Genomic DNA, 14,935 nt, shown 5'->3' on the forward strand with positions numbered 1-14,935 from the left:
TCAGCATTACCCCCGCCATTTATCCCTCTGCAGCTCGCTGGCATAGCCCTTGCTTTTACAGGAGCATCATCAGGCAATGACTGTACCTGCAGCCCGCCCGGTGACTGCTTCCCCTCACAGGCAAACAGAGAACGCTTATGTCTTATCTAGCTCCTGCCGAGTTCGTCACCAAAATGGTGGACGCCGGCGAATCCAAGGTTTTCATGTCCACCCGCGATACCCTGATCCGGGGTTACATGGCCGGCGCCATCCTGGCCCTGGCCGCCGTGTTTGCCATTACAGTAGCCGTCAAGACCGGCAGTTTCCTGCTGGGCGCCGTCCTGTTCCCCGTGGGTTTCTGCATGCTCTACCTGATGGGCTTTGACCTGCTCACGGGAGTCTTCGTACTGGCGCCGCTGGCCTGGCTTGACCGGCGCCCCGGCGTGACGCCTTCCGCCATCCTGCGCAACTGGGGCCTGGTGTTCCTGGGCAATTTCGCCGGCGCGCTCACGGTTGCCTTCATGATGGCCTTCGTTTTTACCTACGGTTTCAACGCAGAAGCCGGCGCTATCGGGAGCAAGGTGGCCGGTATCGGCGAGGCACGGACACTGGGTTATGCCGAATATGGCGTGGCCGGCTGGTTCACCATCTTCATCCGCGGCATGCTGTGTAACTGGATGGTTTCCATGGGCGTTGTCGGCGCCATGATCTCCACCACCGTCAGCGGCAAGGTACTGGCCATGTGGATGCCGATCATGCTGTTCTTCTTCATGGGGTTTGAACACTCGGTGGTCAACATGTTCCTGTTCCCCTTCGGCCTGATCATGGGCGGTGACTTCTCGGTCATGGATTACTTCATCTGGAATGAAATCCCTACGGCCCTGGGTAACCTGGTCGGCGGTCTGGCCTTCACCGGCCTGACGCTGTACACCACCCATATCAGAACCGCGCCCAAGCGCCCGGTCGAGCCACTGCTGAAAGAAGCAGCGTAATTCAACCCACACCTCGGCCCCTGGCGGGCTGGGGTGTCTAACGCTTGTAGAGACTTTATGACACCAGCGTTAACGGTCTCCGTCGGACAGCATACCGACAAGGGCCTCAAGCCCGAAAACCAGGACTGCCATGGGATTCGTATCCCGCAGGATGGCCTGCTGACGATGAAAGGCATCGCCGTGGCCATGGCGGATGGCATCAGCAGCAGTGAGGTCAGCCATGTCGCCAGTGAAACCGCCGTAAAAAGCCTGCTGGACGATTATTACTGCACCTCCGAAGCCTGGTCCGTCAAAAGCGCCGTGGAACGGGTGCTGACAGCCACCAACTCCTGGCTGTATTCCCAGAGCCGTCACGGCCTTGGCCAGTACGACAAAGACAAAGGCTACGTCTGTACCCTCAGCGCTCTGGTGCTGAAACATCATACGGCGCATGTCTTCCATGTCGGCGATACCCGTATCTACCGGCTGAACAGCAACGGTCTGGAACAGCTGACCAATGACCACCGCGTCTGGGTCACCCGCGAACAAAGCTACCTGAGTCGTACGCTGGGCGTTGAACCTTACTGCCATGTGGATTACCACACACTGCGTATACAACCAGATGACCTGTTCATCATTAGCTCCGATGGCCTCTATGACTTCATTTCCCCGGAACGTCTGATCGAGACCGTTCAGAGCCATCAGGACGATCTTGATACGGCGGCCAGAACCCTTATCGCCCTCGCCCTCCAACAGGGCAGTGATGACAACCTGAGTATTCAGCTGGTGCGCATTGATGACTTGCCGGACGCCACCAGCACCATCAGGCAGCAACTGGAAAGTCTGCCCATCCCGCCCAGGCTCAGTGCCCGAACCGTATTTGATGGCTACACCATCATGCGGGAACTCCATGCCAGTAGCCGCAGCTATGTTTACCTCGCGCAGGATAACGAATCAAAAAAAACCGTAGTATTGAAAGTGCCGACCATCGCGGTAGGCAGCGATATGGCACACCTTGAACGCTTCCTGCAGGAAGAATGGATTGCCCGGCGCATCAGCAGTCCGTATGTCCTGAAAGCGGACCTGGCCGAGCGACCACGCACTGCTCTCTACACGGTCTTTGAATATATAGAAGGGCAGACACTGGCCCAGTGGGCCACCGACAATCCCAAACCGGACATCACCACCGTACGCCAGATCATCGAGCAGATCGCCCGGGGGCTTCATGCCTTTCACCGGATGGAGATGCTGCACCAGGACCTGCGGCCGGAAAACATCATGATCGACCCTACCGGCACAGTCAGAATCATGGATTTTGGTTCCGTCAGCGTGGCGGGTCTGCAGGAAAACGTGACGGAAACGCCGCTGACCCACCTGCTCGGCACCGCGCTTTACAGTGCGCCGGAATATTTCCTGGGAGAACCGGGGACACCGCAGTCAGACCTGTTCGCCCTCGGTGTGATCACCCACTTCCTCCTGTCTGGCCAATACCCCTATGGCAACGAGGTGGCCAAAACCAAAACGCGTGCCGCGCAGCGCAAGCTGGTGTATCGCACCGTGCTGGCGGAGGACCAAGCGATTCCTGCCTGGGTCGATGAGGCCATCCACAAGGCCGTCCACTCGCTACCGGAGCGTCGCTATGAAGAACTGTTTGAATTTATTCACGACCTGCGTAAACCCAACCCCAGGTTTCTCAATAAAGCCCGACCACCGCTGATAAAGCGAAACCCGGTTATCGTCTGGCAGGGAATCAGTTTGGTGTTGGCACTGATCATCCTGTCTCTGCTGTTCCAATGACAAGAAGAAAACAAACGACTGTATCTGGTTTCAACCACAACCTGCGCCAGGGAGCACCTATGATCTCAAACCGCGAAGCCGTCACAGCACTGATTCTGGCCCGGAAAGTGGCCAGAGGAATCAGCTGGAAACAGGTCGCCGATGCGATTGACCTCTCCAAGGAGTGGACCACTGCCGCCTGCCTGGGGCAGATGACATTCAATAAGATACAGGCAGAAACCGTGGGAGAACTGTTTGACCTTCCCGATGAAGCGATAGCCTGGTTACAGATCGCCCCTTACAAAGGCTCCCTGCCGACAGCCGTCCCCACTGATCCACTCATTTATCGCTGGTACGAAGTGGTCAATGTCTATGGCAGCACCATCAAGGAATTGATTCATGAGGAATTTGGCGACGGCATCATGAGCGCGATTGATTTCTCAATGGATATCCAGCGGGAGGAAGACCCGAACGGTGACCGGGTCAATGTGGTGTTATCCGGCAAGTTCCTGCCCTACAAAACCTATTGAGCATACTGTGTGGCCGCATAAATAAAACGGGGTGCCATGAAAGGCACCCCTGCAAACCGGTCATACGCTACGCGACATGAAGTATCAGGCTTCTGCCGGGGCAACGTGCTGGCATACGGCCTCGTGGGGAGTCGTGTCCCTGGGCTGGAAGACGCGTTCAAGTGCTTCACCATAAGCCTGCTGCATTTCCTCACTGCCATTAACGCACATGCCGAGGTCTCTCAGCAGTCCATCTTTCAGGCCATATATCCAGCTGTGAATGGAGAGTTTTTTATCATCGGCCCAGGCTTCCTGAACGATACTGGTCTGGCAGACATGGACGACCTGCTCAATCACATTCAATTCGCACATACTGTCGATACGGGCCTGCTCTGACAATGGAGCCAGTGTCTCTCGATGCTTCAGTTCCGTGTCCTGAATATGCCGCAGCCAGTTATCAATCATGCCTTGCCGGCTGCCGGAGATCGCCGCCTCAACACCGCCGCAGCCGTAATGGCCACAGACGATGATGTGCTCAACGCCAAGAACGTTGACCGCGTAATGAATAACGGAAAGACAGTTGAGATCACTGTGAACCACCACGTTGGCGACATTGCGGTGAACAAAAAGCTCACCCGGCATCAGTCCGACAATCTCATTGGCTGGCACCCGGCTGTCAGAACAGCCAATCCACAAATACCGCGGCGCCTGCTGGCGGGACAGACGCTGAAAAAATTCAGGGTCCCTGTCGCGCACGGATTCTGACCAGGACTGATTGTTGTCAAACAGATGCTTGAGTACTTTCACGTGTATCCACCTTCAACGTTCGGGCAGCGCACAGAATATAAGTAAAGGCGGGCCGAAATCGACTCCATTTTGTTAATTTCGTGGTGTTTTCGTTACAAATATTGAATTCAGTGGCGTTCCAGCTGTTCACGGCACCAGGTAGTGAACTCTCCCGACCAACCTGACAATTGTTCCTGACACTCAAGCCTGCTATCCATGTGCCTGTAATAAGCCACCTGTGCCGCTATTTCTTCAAGGTCGCTGTTATCAACCAACTCATTACCGGCTATTTTTCGTGCAATTTCCTGATCTTGTTCAGTGGGATTTTCAAGCTCGCTATTAATCAGTTCGAGATCCTCCCACAGGTCTTCCTTCACCTGCACCATAGCTTCCAATTGGGCACGCTTCAACGAATGACTGCCAGCCTCAGACAGCAGTTTCATGAAAGATAACTCCGCGCCCTGACCTGTAAACAGCCTCTGAAAATCCGCCTGCCAACCGGTCTTCTCCCCCATGGCCTGCAATCGTTCAGACAATGGCTGATCAACCATCGTGAAATAATTCCATTGATCATCGCTGCTCAACCCTGAGTGGAAAAGCATGGTTTCGAACGTGCCTTTCATGGCAAGCAGCACCTCGGCATTATCCAGGCCCGCCATGGCATTACGGGTCAGGATGGCAGCGGCCTGCATGATGTTTTGTTCCAGTTGCCCGTACTGTGCATGATTAGTCACCACTTGCCCACCCTGTGAAATCAGCGCCTGTAAGCGACCCAGTGTGACATCGTCATAATCTTGCCGGGAGTGATTGACGATGTACTCATCCAGCAGATGAGTCACACCATTCAGGAAGGTTTCTGGATCAATAGCACGATCTTCACACAAGACATCAACGGCTTCTGTGAAACTGTATTTCTCCATATTCTGCAATTTGATCTGGAAGTAGTTATAGGCTGGGTCCTTTTTATCAAATGACGCCGAAAGACTATTCTCAACGACATCTCTCGCCCCAACAGAACCACCGATGACAACATCATCGTCATCATCATGTTCTCGCTCAGAAACCGTAGAGGCCTGGCCGATCGCCTCGTCCTTCTCATTCACCAACTGCTCCAGATACTGATTACGCGCTTTCCAGGTATCGCCCTCCATCGTGTCATATTCACTTGTTTGCTCATGTACAGGCTTCTGGCGGGGATGGAGATTCGCACGCACCTTCCGGTTATTCAGTATTTGATCGGGAAGATGATCAGCACGGCGGCGTTTTCTCGGTGCTTTGATCAATGGACGGTATCGGGCGACGGTAGCTGCCATATCAGAGTGGTTATCCTGCGAATCCAGTTCCGTCTGTAGCAGGGACATCGCCTTGTCATCAACCAAGGCATGGATAGGATGCAAGTCGCGCCCCTGTTGTCGACACTCATCAAGCAGGGCCTGCAGGTCTTCCTCAGAATGTGCCTGCTCTAGTCTGTCCCTGACCTGATCAAGCCAGTCAGCAGGCTTCTCAGTATCGCCTTTTCGGCTTGACTGCCCGGCCTCCCGGTTGTCGATCTTCACGCTACTCGGCTTGTTAATGCCTGGCTTTTTCTGGGGCAGGTCGTTTTCAGGTGGCGACTGATTTTGAGACGAAGGGGCTATCTTTCGCCCATCCCTGCCTAGACCTTTTTTTTGCGTTTCAGATTGCGCTTTTTTCCCCGCAGGCGTGTCTCCCTGGGGCTTATTTGAAGGTCCGTTGAGTCGCATCCTTGCTCCTCCCTGATCAGGCGCTTAGAACCGCATGGCTTTTAACCAGTATAGGTAGCCAGCCCCCAGAACCTGGCCTTGACCTCACGAAAATACAGGGGGAATACGTCTGTTGAGCTGCAATTTCTCCCGGACAGCCTCACCAGTCAGCGCATAGCCATGGAGTGTGTCGCCGTCCTGATACAGCGCCTTCACGCCTGCGTCGCCTTGCTCCAGTACCCACTGCCCCCTGGCACCGACAGCAGGCGGTGCCGTCACCACTGGGCAGGCGGGGGTTTTCACGGTTACTGGCATCGGCCCATAAGAGACCGCCGTCGGCTCACCGGCCAACGTTTGTGCCAGCGCGCGGGCGCAGCTCATCAGGGGCATGACATACAGCAGAACATGCCCATCCACTTCAGCACAGTCCCCCATGGCGAATATATCCGGATGGCTGGTCTGAAGCAGCTGGTTGGCCACGATGCCCTTACCGACAGCCAACCCGGCCTTCTCGGCCAGCTGGGTACGGGGTCGCAAACCCACGGCGGAAATCACAATATCAGCGGAGACACTATCACCGTTATCCAGCGCCAACCGGACACGTTCCCCGGCCCGGAAAACACCTGTTGCTGCACGGCCTAATCGGAAATTGACGCCCAGTGTCTCCAAGGCAGACTGGACACTGCCCGCCGCCTCAGTCGGCAGCAGCCCTGGCATGACCTGAGAGGAAGGCGCAACAACCGTGGTTTGATAGCCACCAGCATGGAGGTCGTTCGCAAATTCGCACCCGATCAGTCCCGCGCCCATAATGGCTACGTGGGCACTCTCCGGCAGCGCGGCACGAAAACGGTCATAATCGGTCAGGTCATTGATGGAAAACACCGCATCCGTGGCATCCCCCTCCAGCGCCAGACGGATCGGTGCAGCACCGGTCGCCAGCACCAGCTTGCTATACGTCAGTACCCGGCCATCCGTTTTCAGCTGATGAGCCTCGGGATCAATCGCCTGCACACCGGTATGGGTCAGGATGGAGGCATTGAGTTCGGCGGCCATGGTTGCCGCCTCAGCCATAGCAAGCTCATCCGCAGACTTCCCTTTGCTGAAACCGGTGGACAACATGGGTTTGGAATAATGACGGCCATCGTCAGCCGTGATCATCACCAGGGGAGTGTCCTGGTCCTGCTTGCGAAACGCTTTCGCCAGGTTATAACCGGCAAGCCCCGTACCTACGATAATGATGGGATGCATAATTCTTTTTATTCCCCGGATCATAAAACCGAAACGAATCAGCCAATTTCAACCATTTCAAAGTCATCCTTGCTGACGCCGCAGTCAGGGCACAGCCAGTCAGCGGGAACATCTTCCCACGCGGTACCGGGGACGATGCCATCATCCGGCCAGCCCTCAGCCTCGTCATACACCAGGCCACAGACGACACACTGCCACTTCTTCATACTGAACTCCCGTTTGCGGATTTTTTATTGTTGGTATCGTGGGTCAGTTTCCGGCTACACGCAAACCGGAGACGATAACCTGCGTGAATTGTGCCTAGACCCTGTGTGAATTTCAAAACTGATAAAAACCCGAAGGGCCGTTACAACCATTGTAACGGCCCCTTGAATGTCTGAAGGGAATGAAGTGTCTAGCGGTCAATCACGATGTTGCCGGTCTTAAGGTCCACGACCAGGTCATAACTGAACAGTTCCATACCCACAATATCGATGAGTTCAAGTTCTGTCGGACTGCCTTCAAAGGTGACATGGTAACTTTTCTCCCCGTTCACGGAGCTATCACCCGAACCGGAAATTTCCGCGTAACTCTGGTTATTCAGCCCCATGACATGAACCTGCTGTGAATCATTCAGGCTCGACTTGTCATGTGAATAGGACACCGATGTAACCGGGTGTTCCTTAACGGTTGTCTGACCATTGACCATCATGGTTTCTGACCAGCTGTCCGTCATCACGGATTCTATCTTGACGTTAACCCGGCCCAGTGAATGCTCACCCTCTTCAACGGGTACGGTCTCCCGCTTGAGCTCTGCCGGAATCTCGATCGCCAGACGAAAACGGGCATATTTGAGGTTTTCATGGGAGGCATCTTCCTTGACTTTCAGCTGCACTTCGGATGAAAAGTCATTCAGCTCTTCAAGGTTCTTGATCGCCGACACATCATTACCGGCGCTGTCCCGGATCTCCAGCACCTTGTACTGAATACGGGACAGATCCTGGTTAACAAAGCTGAGGTTTTTCAGGCTGACGGAGTAGTAGTTGTACTTCAGATCATTATCCATACCGAATCCGAAACTACCGTTCGGGTCATAACTGGCCACCTTCGGCAGGACTTCACGGAAATAGGCATCCTGTTCCCCACGATCGACCTTGTCCTGAAAGCCACCCCCTGAGTCCAGGTTGACGCCAACCGTCAACGCAGCCCCCATGGCCAACCGTAACCCGACTCCGACTACCCCAGACATACTGCTTACCTCACATCCTGTCAGTCAAACGCGATACGGCTGCGGTTGTACTTCACCAGGCGTTTGCCCACACCCTTGACCTCAGTCAGGTCATCCAGGCTGGTAAAGTGACCATGCTGCTCCCGGAATGCCACAATCGCCCTGGCCGTATCGGCACTGACAAAGACCAGCGCACGATCAATAGCCTCAGCATCGGCGGTGTTGATATTCACCCGGCCGGCATCCGCAGAAACAGATAGAATGGTTGTCGCAAAGACTAGTGCGACGATCGAAGAAACACGCTGCAAAGACATGAGCTACCTCCTTGTACTGCCAAACCTCTGCTCACACCTATTGGTTTAGTCCAAATTCAGGGCTCCGGGGCATAAATCCTCCAATGAACCCTGTTTTCTCCCATTCTACAGCCAGCAATCTGTAAAACAGGCGCCATAAAAAACGCCCGCGGCTGCGGGCGTCATTTATCTGTCACGTCTCAGAGCATGACCTAGAAGGTAAACGCCCGGGAAACACCATCTGCCATAGTTTTTCTGCCCCTGATTAGATAGATGATCTGAGACAGTAATTATGGACACCTCCCTAAAAGAGTAAAATCACTCTTGTAGGCGACCAATGACAGCCTCAGAGCACTGTTAACAAATGCGCACTTTCGTACCTCAGATTCATGTCGTTTATGCTTGTTAGTTAGCATTGGCTCGCATAATATCGCCGCCGCATATTCCTTTTGAGACTCACTGATCGGTTATGGCGGTTATCCTGCAGTTTCCCGGCAATACACCGGTTCATTCCCTTACGATTAACCCGGTCAATTCCGTACCGGAATTTGTATTGTCCGCAAATAATATCCACTTCTTCCGCCATGCAGGTACGGACGGCCTGTTAACCCTGCGGGGCAATGCCAGCCAGATTATCTCTGAACTGCAGCAGCGCCGTAATGAACTCCAGCACCATTGCTGGAATGAATGCTGCCGGGAGATGGCGGATGATGCCTTTGTCGACTTCATGCTGGAGACCCTCAATCGCCTGGAGGAGATCGTCTATTACGTCATGGACCATGTGGACCCGACCGACAGCCTGGAGCTCTGCGGTGTACCTGACTTCGCCTGGGTTGACCTGCTGGCCAGCCACTGACACTGGTCATGCCATTTAGGCTTTATTGTTGACCTGAAACGGAATCACTTGAACCCGCCGGGCTTTTCCGTAAACTCATCCGCCAAAATGGCTAGATATTCACGGATCGTATGAGCAGTTCCAACGAGCAGATACCCCAGGTTCCCCTGCCTCCCGCACCACTGTGGCGCCGACTGGCGGCCATGTTCTATGACACCCTGCTGGTCATGGCCCTGATGATGGTGACCACCGGCCTCTATCACACGGCGGTCAACAAGTGGCTGCTGAAGATGGATGACGCACCGCTGGGTTTCAACCCATTCCTGGCTTCCCTGCTGGTGTTTGTCAGCTTTGGTTTCTTTGCCTATTTCTGGACCCGAAAAGGTCAGACGCTGGGCATGCAGGTTTGGCGCGTTCGGATTCAGAACAAAGACGGTGGCGCCATTTCCCTGTGGCAGTGTCTGCTACGGTATATGATCGCCATTCCCGCGATCGGGCTGGCTTTAGCCGGTGTGTTCTGGATGATGATCGATAAGGAAGGCAAAACCTGGCAGGATCGTTATTCCATGTCGGAAGTCGTGCTTCTGCCCAAAGGTTTCTACGGACTCAAATAATTGTTGTATTGCAGTCACGGTCACGTCTGCAGGACAGACGTGACCACTGTTCATTAAGCCGCCCGCCGCAACAGCACCACGCCAATCCCGAAGCAGATCACAATCGGCAGCAATACCGCCACCATCGGTGAAAAGCCAAATACCAGGCTGGCCGGTCCCATCAGGTTCTGCAGGATCATAAAGACAACCCCCGTCACCACACCGGTAAACAACCGCAGGCCCATGCTGACCGAGCGAAGCGGCCCGAACACAAACGACATCCCGATCAATACCAGCACAAAAATGGACAACGGCTGCAGGACTTTCTTCCAGAATGCGAGGTCATATTCGCCGCTTTCCAGCCCCTGGTCACGCAGGTAATCCACGTAGGTCATCAAACCTTCAATGGAGAGGTCATCCGGCTTCACCACAACCACTTTCAGCAGGGTTGTCGTCAACTCGGTATGCCAGTCTTCGGTCAGATTCGTGGTCGTTGTGACTTTATTTCCCTGATAATGGCTATTCTTCACATCTTCCAGTACCCAGTGTTTTCCCTGGTACAGGGCACGATCCGCATAGCTGCTTTCCACCAGGCGGTTCTGGTCGTCAAATTCAAAACGACTGACGCCGTACAAAACGCCATTAGGCTGCACGGCATTGAAGAACATGTAACTATTGCCTTCCCGGTGCCATACCCCTTCGTCACTGTAGCGACCGTCTGCGGAACGTTCGATCTTGCGCTGGGTCAGCGCCATCTGCTCCGCCACTGGCGTGAGATATTCACCGATCAGCATACCGGCAACAATCATCACCAGCGCCGGCTTCATCACCGCCCAGCCGATCCGGCTGAGCGAAACACCAGCAGCACGCATGACCACCAGCTCACTGTGTCCGGCCATGGTGCCCAGACCGGCCAGGCAGCCGATCAAAGCGGACACTGGAATCACCTCATAGATCCGCTTCGGCGTGGTCAACAGCATGTATTTCAATACTTGCGGCAACTGGTAGTTGGCCCGCATGCTGCCCAACTGATCCAGGAAGGAAAACAGGCTGTTCAGGAATACCACGACCACCAGCACAACCAGCATGGCGCCGAGGACGTTCAGCCCAATGTAGCGATCCAGCTTCTTCATGACTCTCAACGCCCCCTGCCGGACAACCACTGGGTCAGCCGGTTCCAGTAAAACATCACCACCGCGATTGCCAGGAATACGGCATGCACCCCCCAGACGCCAATGGCCGGCGACAGGTTGCCATCCTCAACCGCACCGCGGGCCGCAATCAGCAACGCCAGGTACAGGAGATAGAGCAGAACCCCTGGCAGCAGTTTCATAAACCGTCCCTGCCGCGGATTCACCCGCGCCAACGGCAGTGCCATCAGTACGATAACCGGCGCCAGCAGCGGCAGTGAGATACGCCACTGCAACTCGGCCTTGCTGGCATTGTTATCGTGGCTCAACAGAACCGATGTCGGCTGCACACTCTCTTTACTGGCGCGGGCGCTGACATCGCGATCCTGCATCTGTACGCCATAGGTCTCGTATTTCATGATGCGCGCCTGGGGCTGCCCCGGCACCAGGTCGTAGCGATAACCGTCTGACAACATCAGGTAGCGTTTGCCGCTTTTTTCATCCGGATGCAAGCGTCCCTGTTCCGCCAGCAGCATGGTCATACCGTTCTCGGCACCTTTTTCGGAACGCTGGGCAATGAAGACATGACTCATGACCGACTTGTCATCCAGCAGTTCCTCGACATATGTCGTGCGATCCCCGCCATCCAGCATCTGGAAACGGCCCGGTGTCAGGTTATCGAACTCGGTCATGCTGTCCTGTCGGTTCAGGATGTCTTCCACCTGGGCGGTGCCGGCCGGTGTCAGCCAGATGCTGAACAGGCCCACCACCAGCGCCACCAGCAGGGCCGGCGCCATGGTATAGCCCAGCAGCCGGTTCTGGCTCATCCCGCAGGCTTCCAGCACCGTCATCTCACTGTCCACATACAGGCGGCCATAGGCCAGCAGGATGGCGATGAACAAGGCCAGCGGCATGATCATCTCCAGGAACCCCGGCATCCGGTACCCCATGATCGCGAACAGGAACTCGGCCTTGATCTCACCGACCGCCGCCTGTTCGAGGTATTTGATAAAACGCCCGCTGACAATAATCAGCAGCAAAATGCCGCTGATAGCCAACCAGCTATGAAGAAGTTCTTTGGCAAGATAGCGAAATACGATCAAGGCTGAATCCCGATACTGTTCAGTTGTCGCAGGACTGTATATAACGCACAGATATGACGTAAACTCCCCATAACCCTGCAACGGCTCCATTATGTACCAGGAATCGCTGCTTACCGCCGGTTACAGAACCCGTTCACATCGGCAAGAAACCGCGCATTATCGCTAAAACAACCGTGTTTGTCTCGGAGTGATTATGGAAATTTCAGTGAAGAACGGCGCTGCTGACAAGCAACGCACCCAGTGCCTGGTGATTCTGGCCGGCGAGACACAGCAGAACGCCGCCTTCACCGCTGTCGACAAAGCCGCCGGCGGCCTGCTGAGCGATCTTCTCAAGCGTGGTGACCTGAAGCAGAAGCCCGGACAGACACTCCTGATTCCCAGGGTCGATGGCATTCAGGCAGAACGGGTGATCCTGGCTGCGACCGGCAAGGAGGCACTGACCACAAAAACTGCCACCAAAGTGATTGCCGGTATCGTCTCCGCCGTTAACAGTGCCTCTGTCAGTAACGCCATGATAAGCCTGGACGGCCTGGAGCCGGCAGACCGTACACAGGCCTGGGCTACCAGCCAGTTAAGCCAGATGCTGGAACATTCCAGCTACCGCTTTGAACAGTTCAAGAGCCAGAAAGACGACAAAAGCGTTTCACTAGACAAGGTGACCCTGCAGCTGACCGCCCGCAAGGGCGTGACTGAACTGGAAGCCGCCGCCGCGACCGGTCGCGCCATTGGCTACGGTATGAACCAGGCGCGCGACCTGGGCAACCTGCCCGGCAACGAGTGCACGCCCAGCTACCTGGCGAAAGAAGCCGAAGAGCTCGCCCGCAAGCACACCAAGCTGACCACTAAGGTACTGGGCGAAAAGGACATGGAAAAACTGGGCATGGGCTCATTCCTGTCCGTTGCCAAGGGGTCTGCCGAAGAAGGCAAGCTGATCACCATGGAGTACAAGGGTGGCAAGCGCGGTGAGCAGCCTGTCGTACTGCTCGGCAAGGGGATTACCTTTGATACCGGCGGCATCAGCCTCAAGCCTGGCGCCGAAATGGACGAGATGAAGTTCGACATGTGCGGCGCAGCCTCCGTACTGGGCGCCATGCACACCATCGTCACCCTGAAGCTGCCAATCAACGTAGTAGGCATGATTGCCAGCGCTGAGAACATGCCATCCGGCCATGCCAGCAAGCCAGGGGATATCGTCACGTCCATGTCTGGCCAGACTATCGAGATCCTGAACACCGATGCTGAAGGCCGACTGGTGCTCTGCGATGCCCTGACCTACGCCGAACGCTTCAAGCCACGTGCTGTGGTGGATATCGCCACCCTGACCGGTGCCTGCATTATCGCGCTGGGCAGCCATATCAGTGGCCTCCTCAGTAACAATGATGAACTGGCCGAGCAACTGCTCGCGGCAAGCCGCATGGCGGAAGATCCGGCCTGGCGCATGCCGATGGACGAAACTTACGACCAACTGCTCGACAGTAACTTTGCCGATATGGCCAACATCGGTGGTCGCGCGGCAGGCACCATCACCGCCGGCTGCTTCCTGGCCCGCTACGCCAAGGCATTTGCCTGGGCGCACCTGGATATTGCCGGTACGGCCTGGAAAAGCGGCAAGGAGAAAGGGGCAACCGGTCGTCCGGTACCGTTGCTGATCCAGTACCTCCTGGATCAGATTGCACGGGATGGCAGTGCAAAACCGGCCCCGGCTCCCAAAACCACAGCCAAAAAGCCTGCCGCCAAGAAAGCACCGGCTAAAAAGGCAACAACACGCAAGAAGTAATACCAACGCGCGGCAGGCCCCCTCTGTGCCTGCCGCCTTTACCCGTGTAACATTATTGCCCTGAACCACTCTGGCCTGATTTCATGTCACACGTTGACTTCTACATCCTTCCAGGCAACCAGCCTGATGACCGACACCAGTTTGCCTGCCGCCTGGTGGAAAAAGCCTGGCACAAGGGGCACCGGATCCACATCCATGCAGAAAGTCAGGATGAGGCCCGCCTGCTGGATCAATTGCTCTGGCAGTTCCGGGAAGACAGCTTCATTCCGCATCGCCTGCAGAAGGATGACACCCTAAAGGATACCCCTGTCACCATCGACTGGCAGACAGAATCTCTGGAACAACATAATGACGTGCTGATCAATCTGGCAAAGGCCATACCCGGGCAATGCACCCGCTTCAGCCGCATCAGCGAGATTGTGATACAGTCTCCCGACGTATTGGCCATCACCCGTGAGCACTACCGTGAATACCGGGAACTGGGTTTCCCACCGAATACCCGTGATCTGAGAAACAGGCACTGACCCATGTCCGGAAACAACCCAACAGAAAAGAACACCGCCGACCTCCTGGGGGAGCTGGAAACCCTCAAGGATTTCCTGGGCACGTCCAGCCTGCATGGCGATCAGGCTGATAACGTCTCAGACGAAACCAACACGGATGAGATTCCTATCCTGTTTGATATTGCCATGGACGATGGCGAAGAAGACGATATCCCCCTGTTGCTCGACCAAGTCGACAATACCACTGAAATGCCTGATGACACACAGCAACTATCCACGCAACTGAGACCTGATCAGGTAAAAGCCACTTTAGAGCAGGCTGGAGAATTGCTGATTCAGGAAATCATTGACGAAGAGATGGTTCGCATTGAAGCGATTCTTCGCCGTCAGCTCAAAGCGAAATTAAATCAGTTACTGAACTCTGAAAAAAACTAATAGCTGGTTTCATGGTATATCCATAATTAACCTCTAACCATGTGGGCAGTGTTAATACACTCGCGAAAT

Annotated in this window: 16 protein-coding genes; 8 read left to right on the plus strand and 8 right to left on the minus strand. The window is 55.1% G+C overall.

Features of this window, described 5'->3' with window-relative positions; genetic code table 11:
* The first annotated feature begins 137 nt into the window (after window positions 1-137).
* The 3 genes from KHS78_RS14955 to cynS are packed head-to-tail and all read left to right on the plus strand — an operon-like array spanning window position 138 to window position 3,256.
* A complete protein-coding gene (locus KHS78_RS14955; protein ID WP_211829273.1) occupies window positions 138-971 on the plus strand; it encodes a formate/nitrite transporter family protein in 834 nt (277 codons plus the stop codon).
* 57 nt (window positions 972-1,028) lie between these two features.
* A complete protein-coding gene (locus KHS78_RS14960; protein WP_211829274.1) occupies window positions 1,029-2,747 on the plus strand; it encodes a bifunctional protein-serine/threonine kinase/phosphatase in 1,719 nt (572 codons plus the stop codon).
* Between the two features lie 59 nt (window positions 2,748-2,806).
* Entirely contained in the window at window positions 2,807-3,256 is a 450-nt protein-coding gene (gene cynS, locus KHS78_RS14965; RefSeq protein ID WP_211829275.1) for a cyanase, read from the plus strand.
* Window positions 3,257-3,340: 84 nt separating this feature from the next.
* On the opposite strand, the gene can is transcribed toward cynS, so the two are convergent.
* The 6 genes from can to KHS78_RS14995 form a co-directional block, all read right to left on the minus strand.
* Window positions 3,341-4,042, minus strand: coding sequence for a carbonate dehydratase (gene can / locus KHS78_RS14970; protein ID WP_211829276.1), 702 nt, complete (start codon window positions 4,040-4,042; stop codon window positions 3,341-3,343).
* Window positions 4,043-4,149: 107 nt separating this feature from the next.
* Window positions 4,150-5,763 carry a hypothetical protein gene (locus KHS78_RS14975; protein ID WP_211829277.1) on the minus strand — a complete coding sequence of 538 codons (1,614 nt, stop codon included), beginning with the start codon at window positions 5,761-5,763 and terminating at the stop codon, window positions 4,150-4,152.
* Window positions 5,764-5,847: 84 nt separating this feature from the next.
* On the minus strand, window positions 5,848-6,990 hold the full coding sequence (locus tag KHS78_RS14980; protein ID WP_211829278.1) for an NAD(P)/FAD-dependent oxidoreductase: 1,143 nt from the start codon (window positions 6,988-6,990) through the stop codon (window positions 5,848-5,850).
* Between the two features lie 38 nt (window positions 6,991-7,028).
* On the minus strand, window positions 7,029-7,196 hold the full coding sequence (locus KHS78_RS14985; protein ID WP_211829279.1) for a rubredoxin: 168 nt from the start codon (window positions 7,194-7,196) through the stop codon (window positions 7,029-7,031).
* 188 nt (window positions 7,197-7,384) lie between these two features.
* Window positions 7,385-8,218: a hypothetical protein gene (locus KHS78_RS14990; protein ID WP_211829280.1), complete on the minus strand. Its 834-nt coding sequence runs from the start codon at window positions 8,216-8,218 to the stop codon at window positions 7,385-7,387.
* A 20-nt stretch (window positions 8,219-8,238) separates the two neighbouring features.
* The gene (locus KHS78_RS14995) at window positions 8,239-8,511 is read right to left on the minus strand and encodes a ComEA family DNA-binding protein (protein ID WP_211829281.1); all 273 of its coding nucleotides are present in this window, start codon (window positions 8,509-8,511) and stop codon (window positions 8,239-8,241) included.
* 448 nt (window positions 8,512-8,959) lie between these two features.
* Between KHS78_RS14995 and KHS78_RS15000 the strand changes: the two genes are divergently transcribed.
* Together KHS78_RS15000 and KHS78_RS15005 are read left to right on the plus strand one after the other, a co-directional pair.
* Window positions 8,960-9,346, plus strand: coding sequence for a hypothetical protein (locus KHS78_RS15000; RefSeq protein ID WP_211829282.1), 387 nt, complete (start codon window positions 8,960-8,962; stop codon window positions 9,344-9,346).
* A gap of 110 nt (window positions 9,347-9,456) precedes the next feature.
* Window positions 9,457-9,939, plus strand: a complete 483-nt coding sequence (locus KHS78_RS15005; protein WP_211829283.1) for an RDD family protein — start codon at window positions 9,457-9,459, stop codon at window positions 9,937-9,939.
* A 53-nt stretch (window positions 9,940-9,992) separates the two neighbouring features.
* Here the strand turns inward: KHS78_RS15005 and lptG are convergent, their stop codons facing one another.
* Both lptG and lptF read right to left on the minus strand, forming a co-directional pair.
* The gene (gene lptG, locus KHS78_RS15010) at window positions 9,993-11,051 is read right to left on the minus strand and encodes an LPS export ABC transporter permease LptG (RefSeq protein ID WP_211829284.1); all 1,059 of its coding nucleotides are present in this window, start codon (window positions 11,049-11,051) and stop codon (window positions 9,993-9,995) included.
* 5 nt (window positions 11,052-11,056) lie between these two features.
* The gene (gene lptF / locus KHS78_RS15015) at window positions 11,057-12,151 is read right to left on the minus strand and encodes an LPS export ABC transporter permease LptF (RefSeq protein ID WP_246506519.1); all 1,095 of its coding nucleotides are present in this window, start codon (window positions 12,149-12,151) and stop codon (window positions 11,057-11,059) included.
* A gap of 193 nt (window positions 12,152-12,344) precedes the next feature.
* On the opposite strand from lptF, the gene KHS78_RS15020 reads away from it, so the two are divergent.
* From KHS78_RS15020 to KHS78_RS15030, 3 genes are all read left to right on the plus strand, one after another.
* The gene (locus KHS78_RS15020; protein WP_211829286.1) at window positions 12,345-13,928 is read left to right on the plus strand and encodes a leucyl aminopeptidase; all 1,584 of its coding nucleotides are present in this window, start codon (window positions 12,345-12,347) and stop codon (window positions 13,926-13,928) included.
* A gap of 83 nt (window positions 13,929-14,011) precedes the next feature.
* Window positions 14,012-14,452, plus strand: coding sequence for a DNA polymerase III subunit chi (locus KHS78_RS15025; RefSeq protein ID WP_211829287.1), 441 nt, complete (start codon window positions 14,012-14,014; stop codon window positions 14,450-14,452).
* 3 nt (window positions 14,453-14,455) lie between these two features.
* A complete protein-coding gene (locus KHS78_RS15030; RefSeq protein ID WP_211829288.1) occupies window positions 14,456-14,866 on the plus strand; it encodes a hypothetical protein in 411 nt (136 codons plus the stop codon).
* Window positions 14,867-14,935 lie beyond the last annotated feature (69 nt).

The organism is Kistimonas asteriae, assembly GCF_018263925.1.
GTDB classification, from domain to species: Bacteria; Pseudomonadota; Gammaproteobacteria; order Pseudomonadales; family Endozoicomonadaceae; genus Kistimonas; species Kistimonas asteriae.

What these genes read in the sequence shown, in the direction of transcription:
- KHS78_RS14955 (WP_211829273.1), top strand. Translation starts at nt 138, where the DNA reads ATGTCTTATCTAGCTCCTGCCGAGTTCGTCACCAAAATGGTGGACGCC.
- KHS78_RS14960 (WP_211829274.1), top strand. Translation starts at nt 1,029, where the DNA reads ATGACACCAGCGTTAACGGTCTCCGTCGGACAGCATACCGACAAGGGC.
- cynS (WP_211829275.1), top strand. Translation starts at nt 2,807, where the DNA reads ATGATCTCAAACCGCGAAGCCGTCACAGCACTGATTCTGGCCCGGAAA.
- KHS78_RS14975 (WP_211829277.1), bottom strand. Translation starts at nt 5,763, where the DNA reads ATGCGACTCAACGGACCTTCAAATAAGCCCCAGGGAGACACGCCTGCG.
- KHS78_RS14980 (WP_211829278.1), bottom strand. Translation starts at nt 6,990, where the DNA reads ATGCATCCCATCATTATCGTAGGTACGGGGCTTGCCGGTTATAACCTG.
- KHS78_RS14985 (WP_211829279.1), bottom strand. Translation starts at nt 7,196, where the DNA reads ATGAAGAAGTGGCAGTGTGTCGTCTGTGGCCTGGTGTATGACGAGGCT.
- KHS78_RS14990 (WP_211829280.1), bottom strand. Translation starts at nt 8,218, where the DNA reads ATGTCTGGGGTAGTCGGAGTCGGGTTACGGTTGGCCATGGGGGCTGCG.
- KHS78_RS14995 (WP_211829281.1), bottom strand. Translation starts at nt 8,511, where the DNA reads ATGTCTTTGCAGCGTGTTTCTTCGATCGTCGCACTAGTCTTTGCGACA.
- KHS78_RS15000 (WP_211829282.1), top strand. Translation starts at nt 8,960, where the DNA reads ATGGCGGTTATCCTGCAGTTTCCCGGCAATACACCGGTTCATTCCCTT.
- KHS78_RS15005 (WP_211829283.1), top strand. Translation starts at nt 9,457, where the DNA reads ATGAGCAGTTCCAACGAGCAGATACCCCAGGTTCCCCTGCCTCCCGCA.
- lptG (WP_211829284.1), bottom strand. Translation starts at nt 11,051, where the DNA reads ATGAAGAAGCTGGATCGCTACATTGGGCTGAACGTCCTCGGCGCCATG.
- KHS78_RS15020 (WP_211829286.1), top strand. Translation starts at nt 12,345, where the DNA reads ATGGAAATTTCAGTGAAGAACGGCGCTGCTGACAAGCAACGCACCCAG.
- KHS78_RS15025 (WP_211829287.1), top strand. Translation starts at nt 14,012, where the DNA reads ATGTCACACGTTGACTTCTACATCCTTCCAGGCAACCAGCCTGATGAC.
- KHS78_RS15030 (WP_211829288.1), top strand. Translation starts at nt 14,456, where the DNA reads ATGTCCGGAAACAACCCAACAGAAAAGAACACCGCCGACCTCCTGGGG.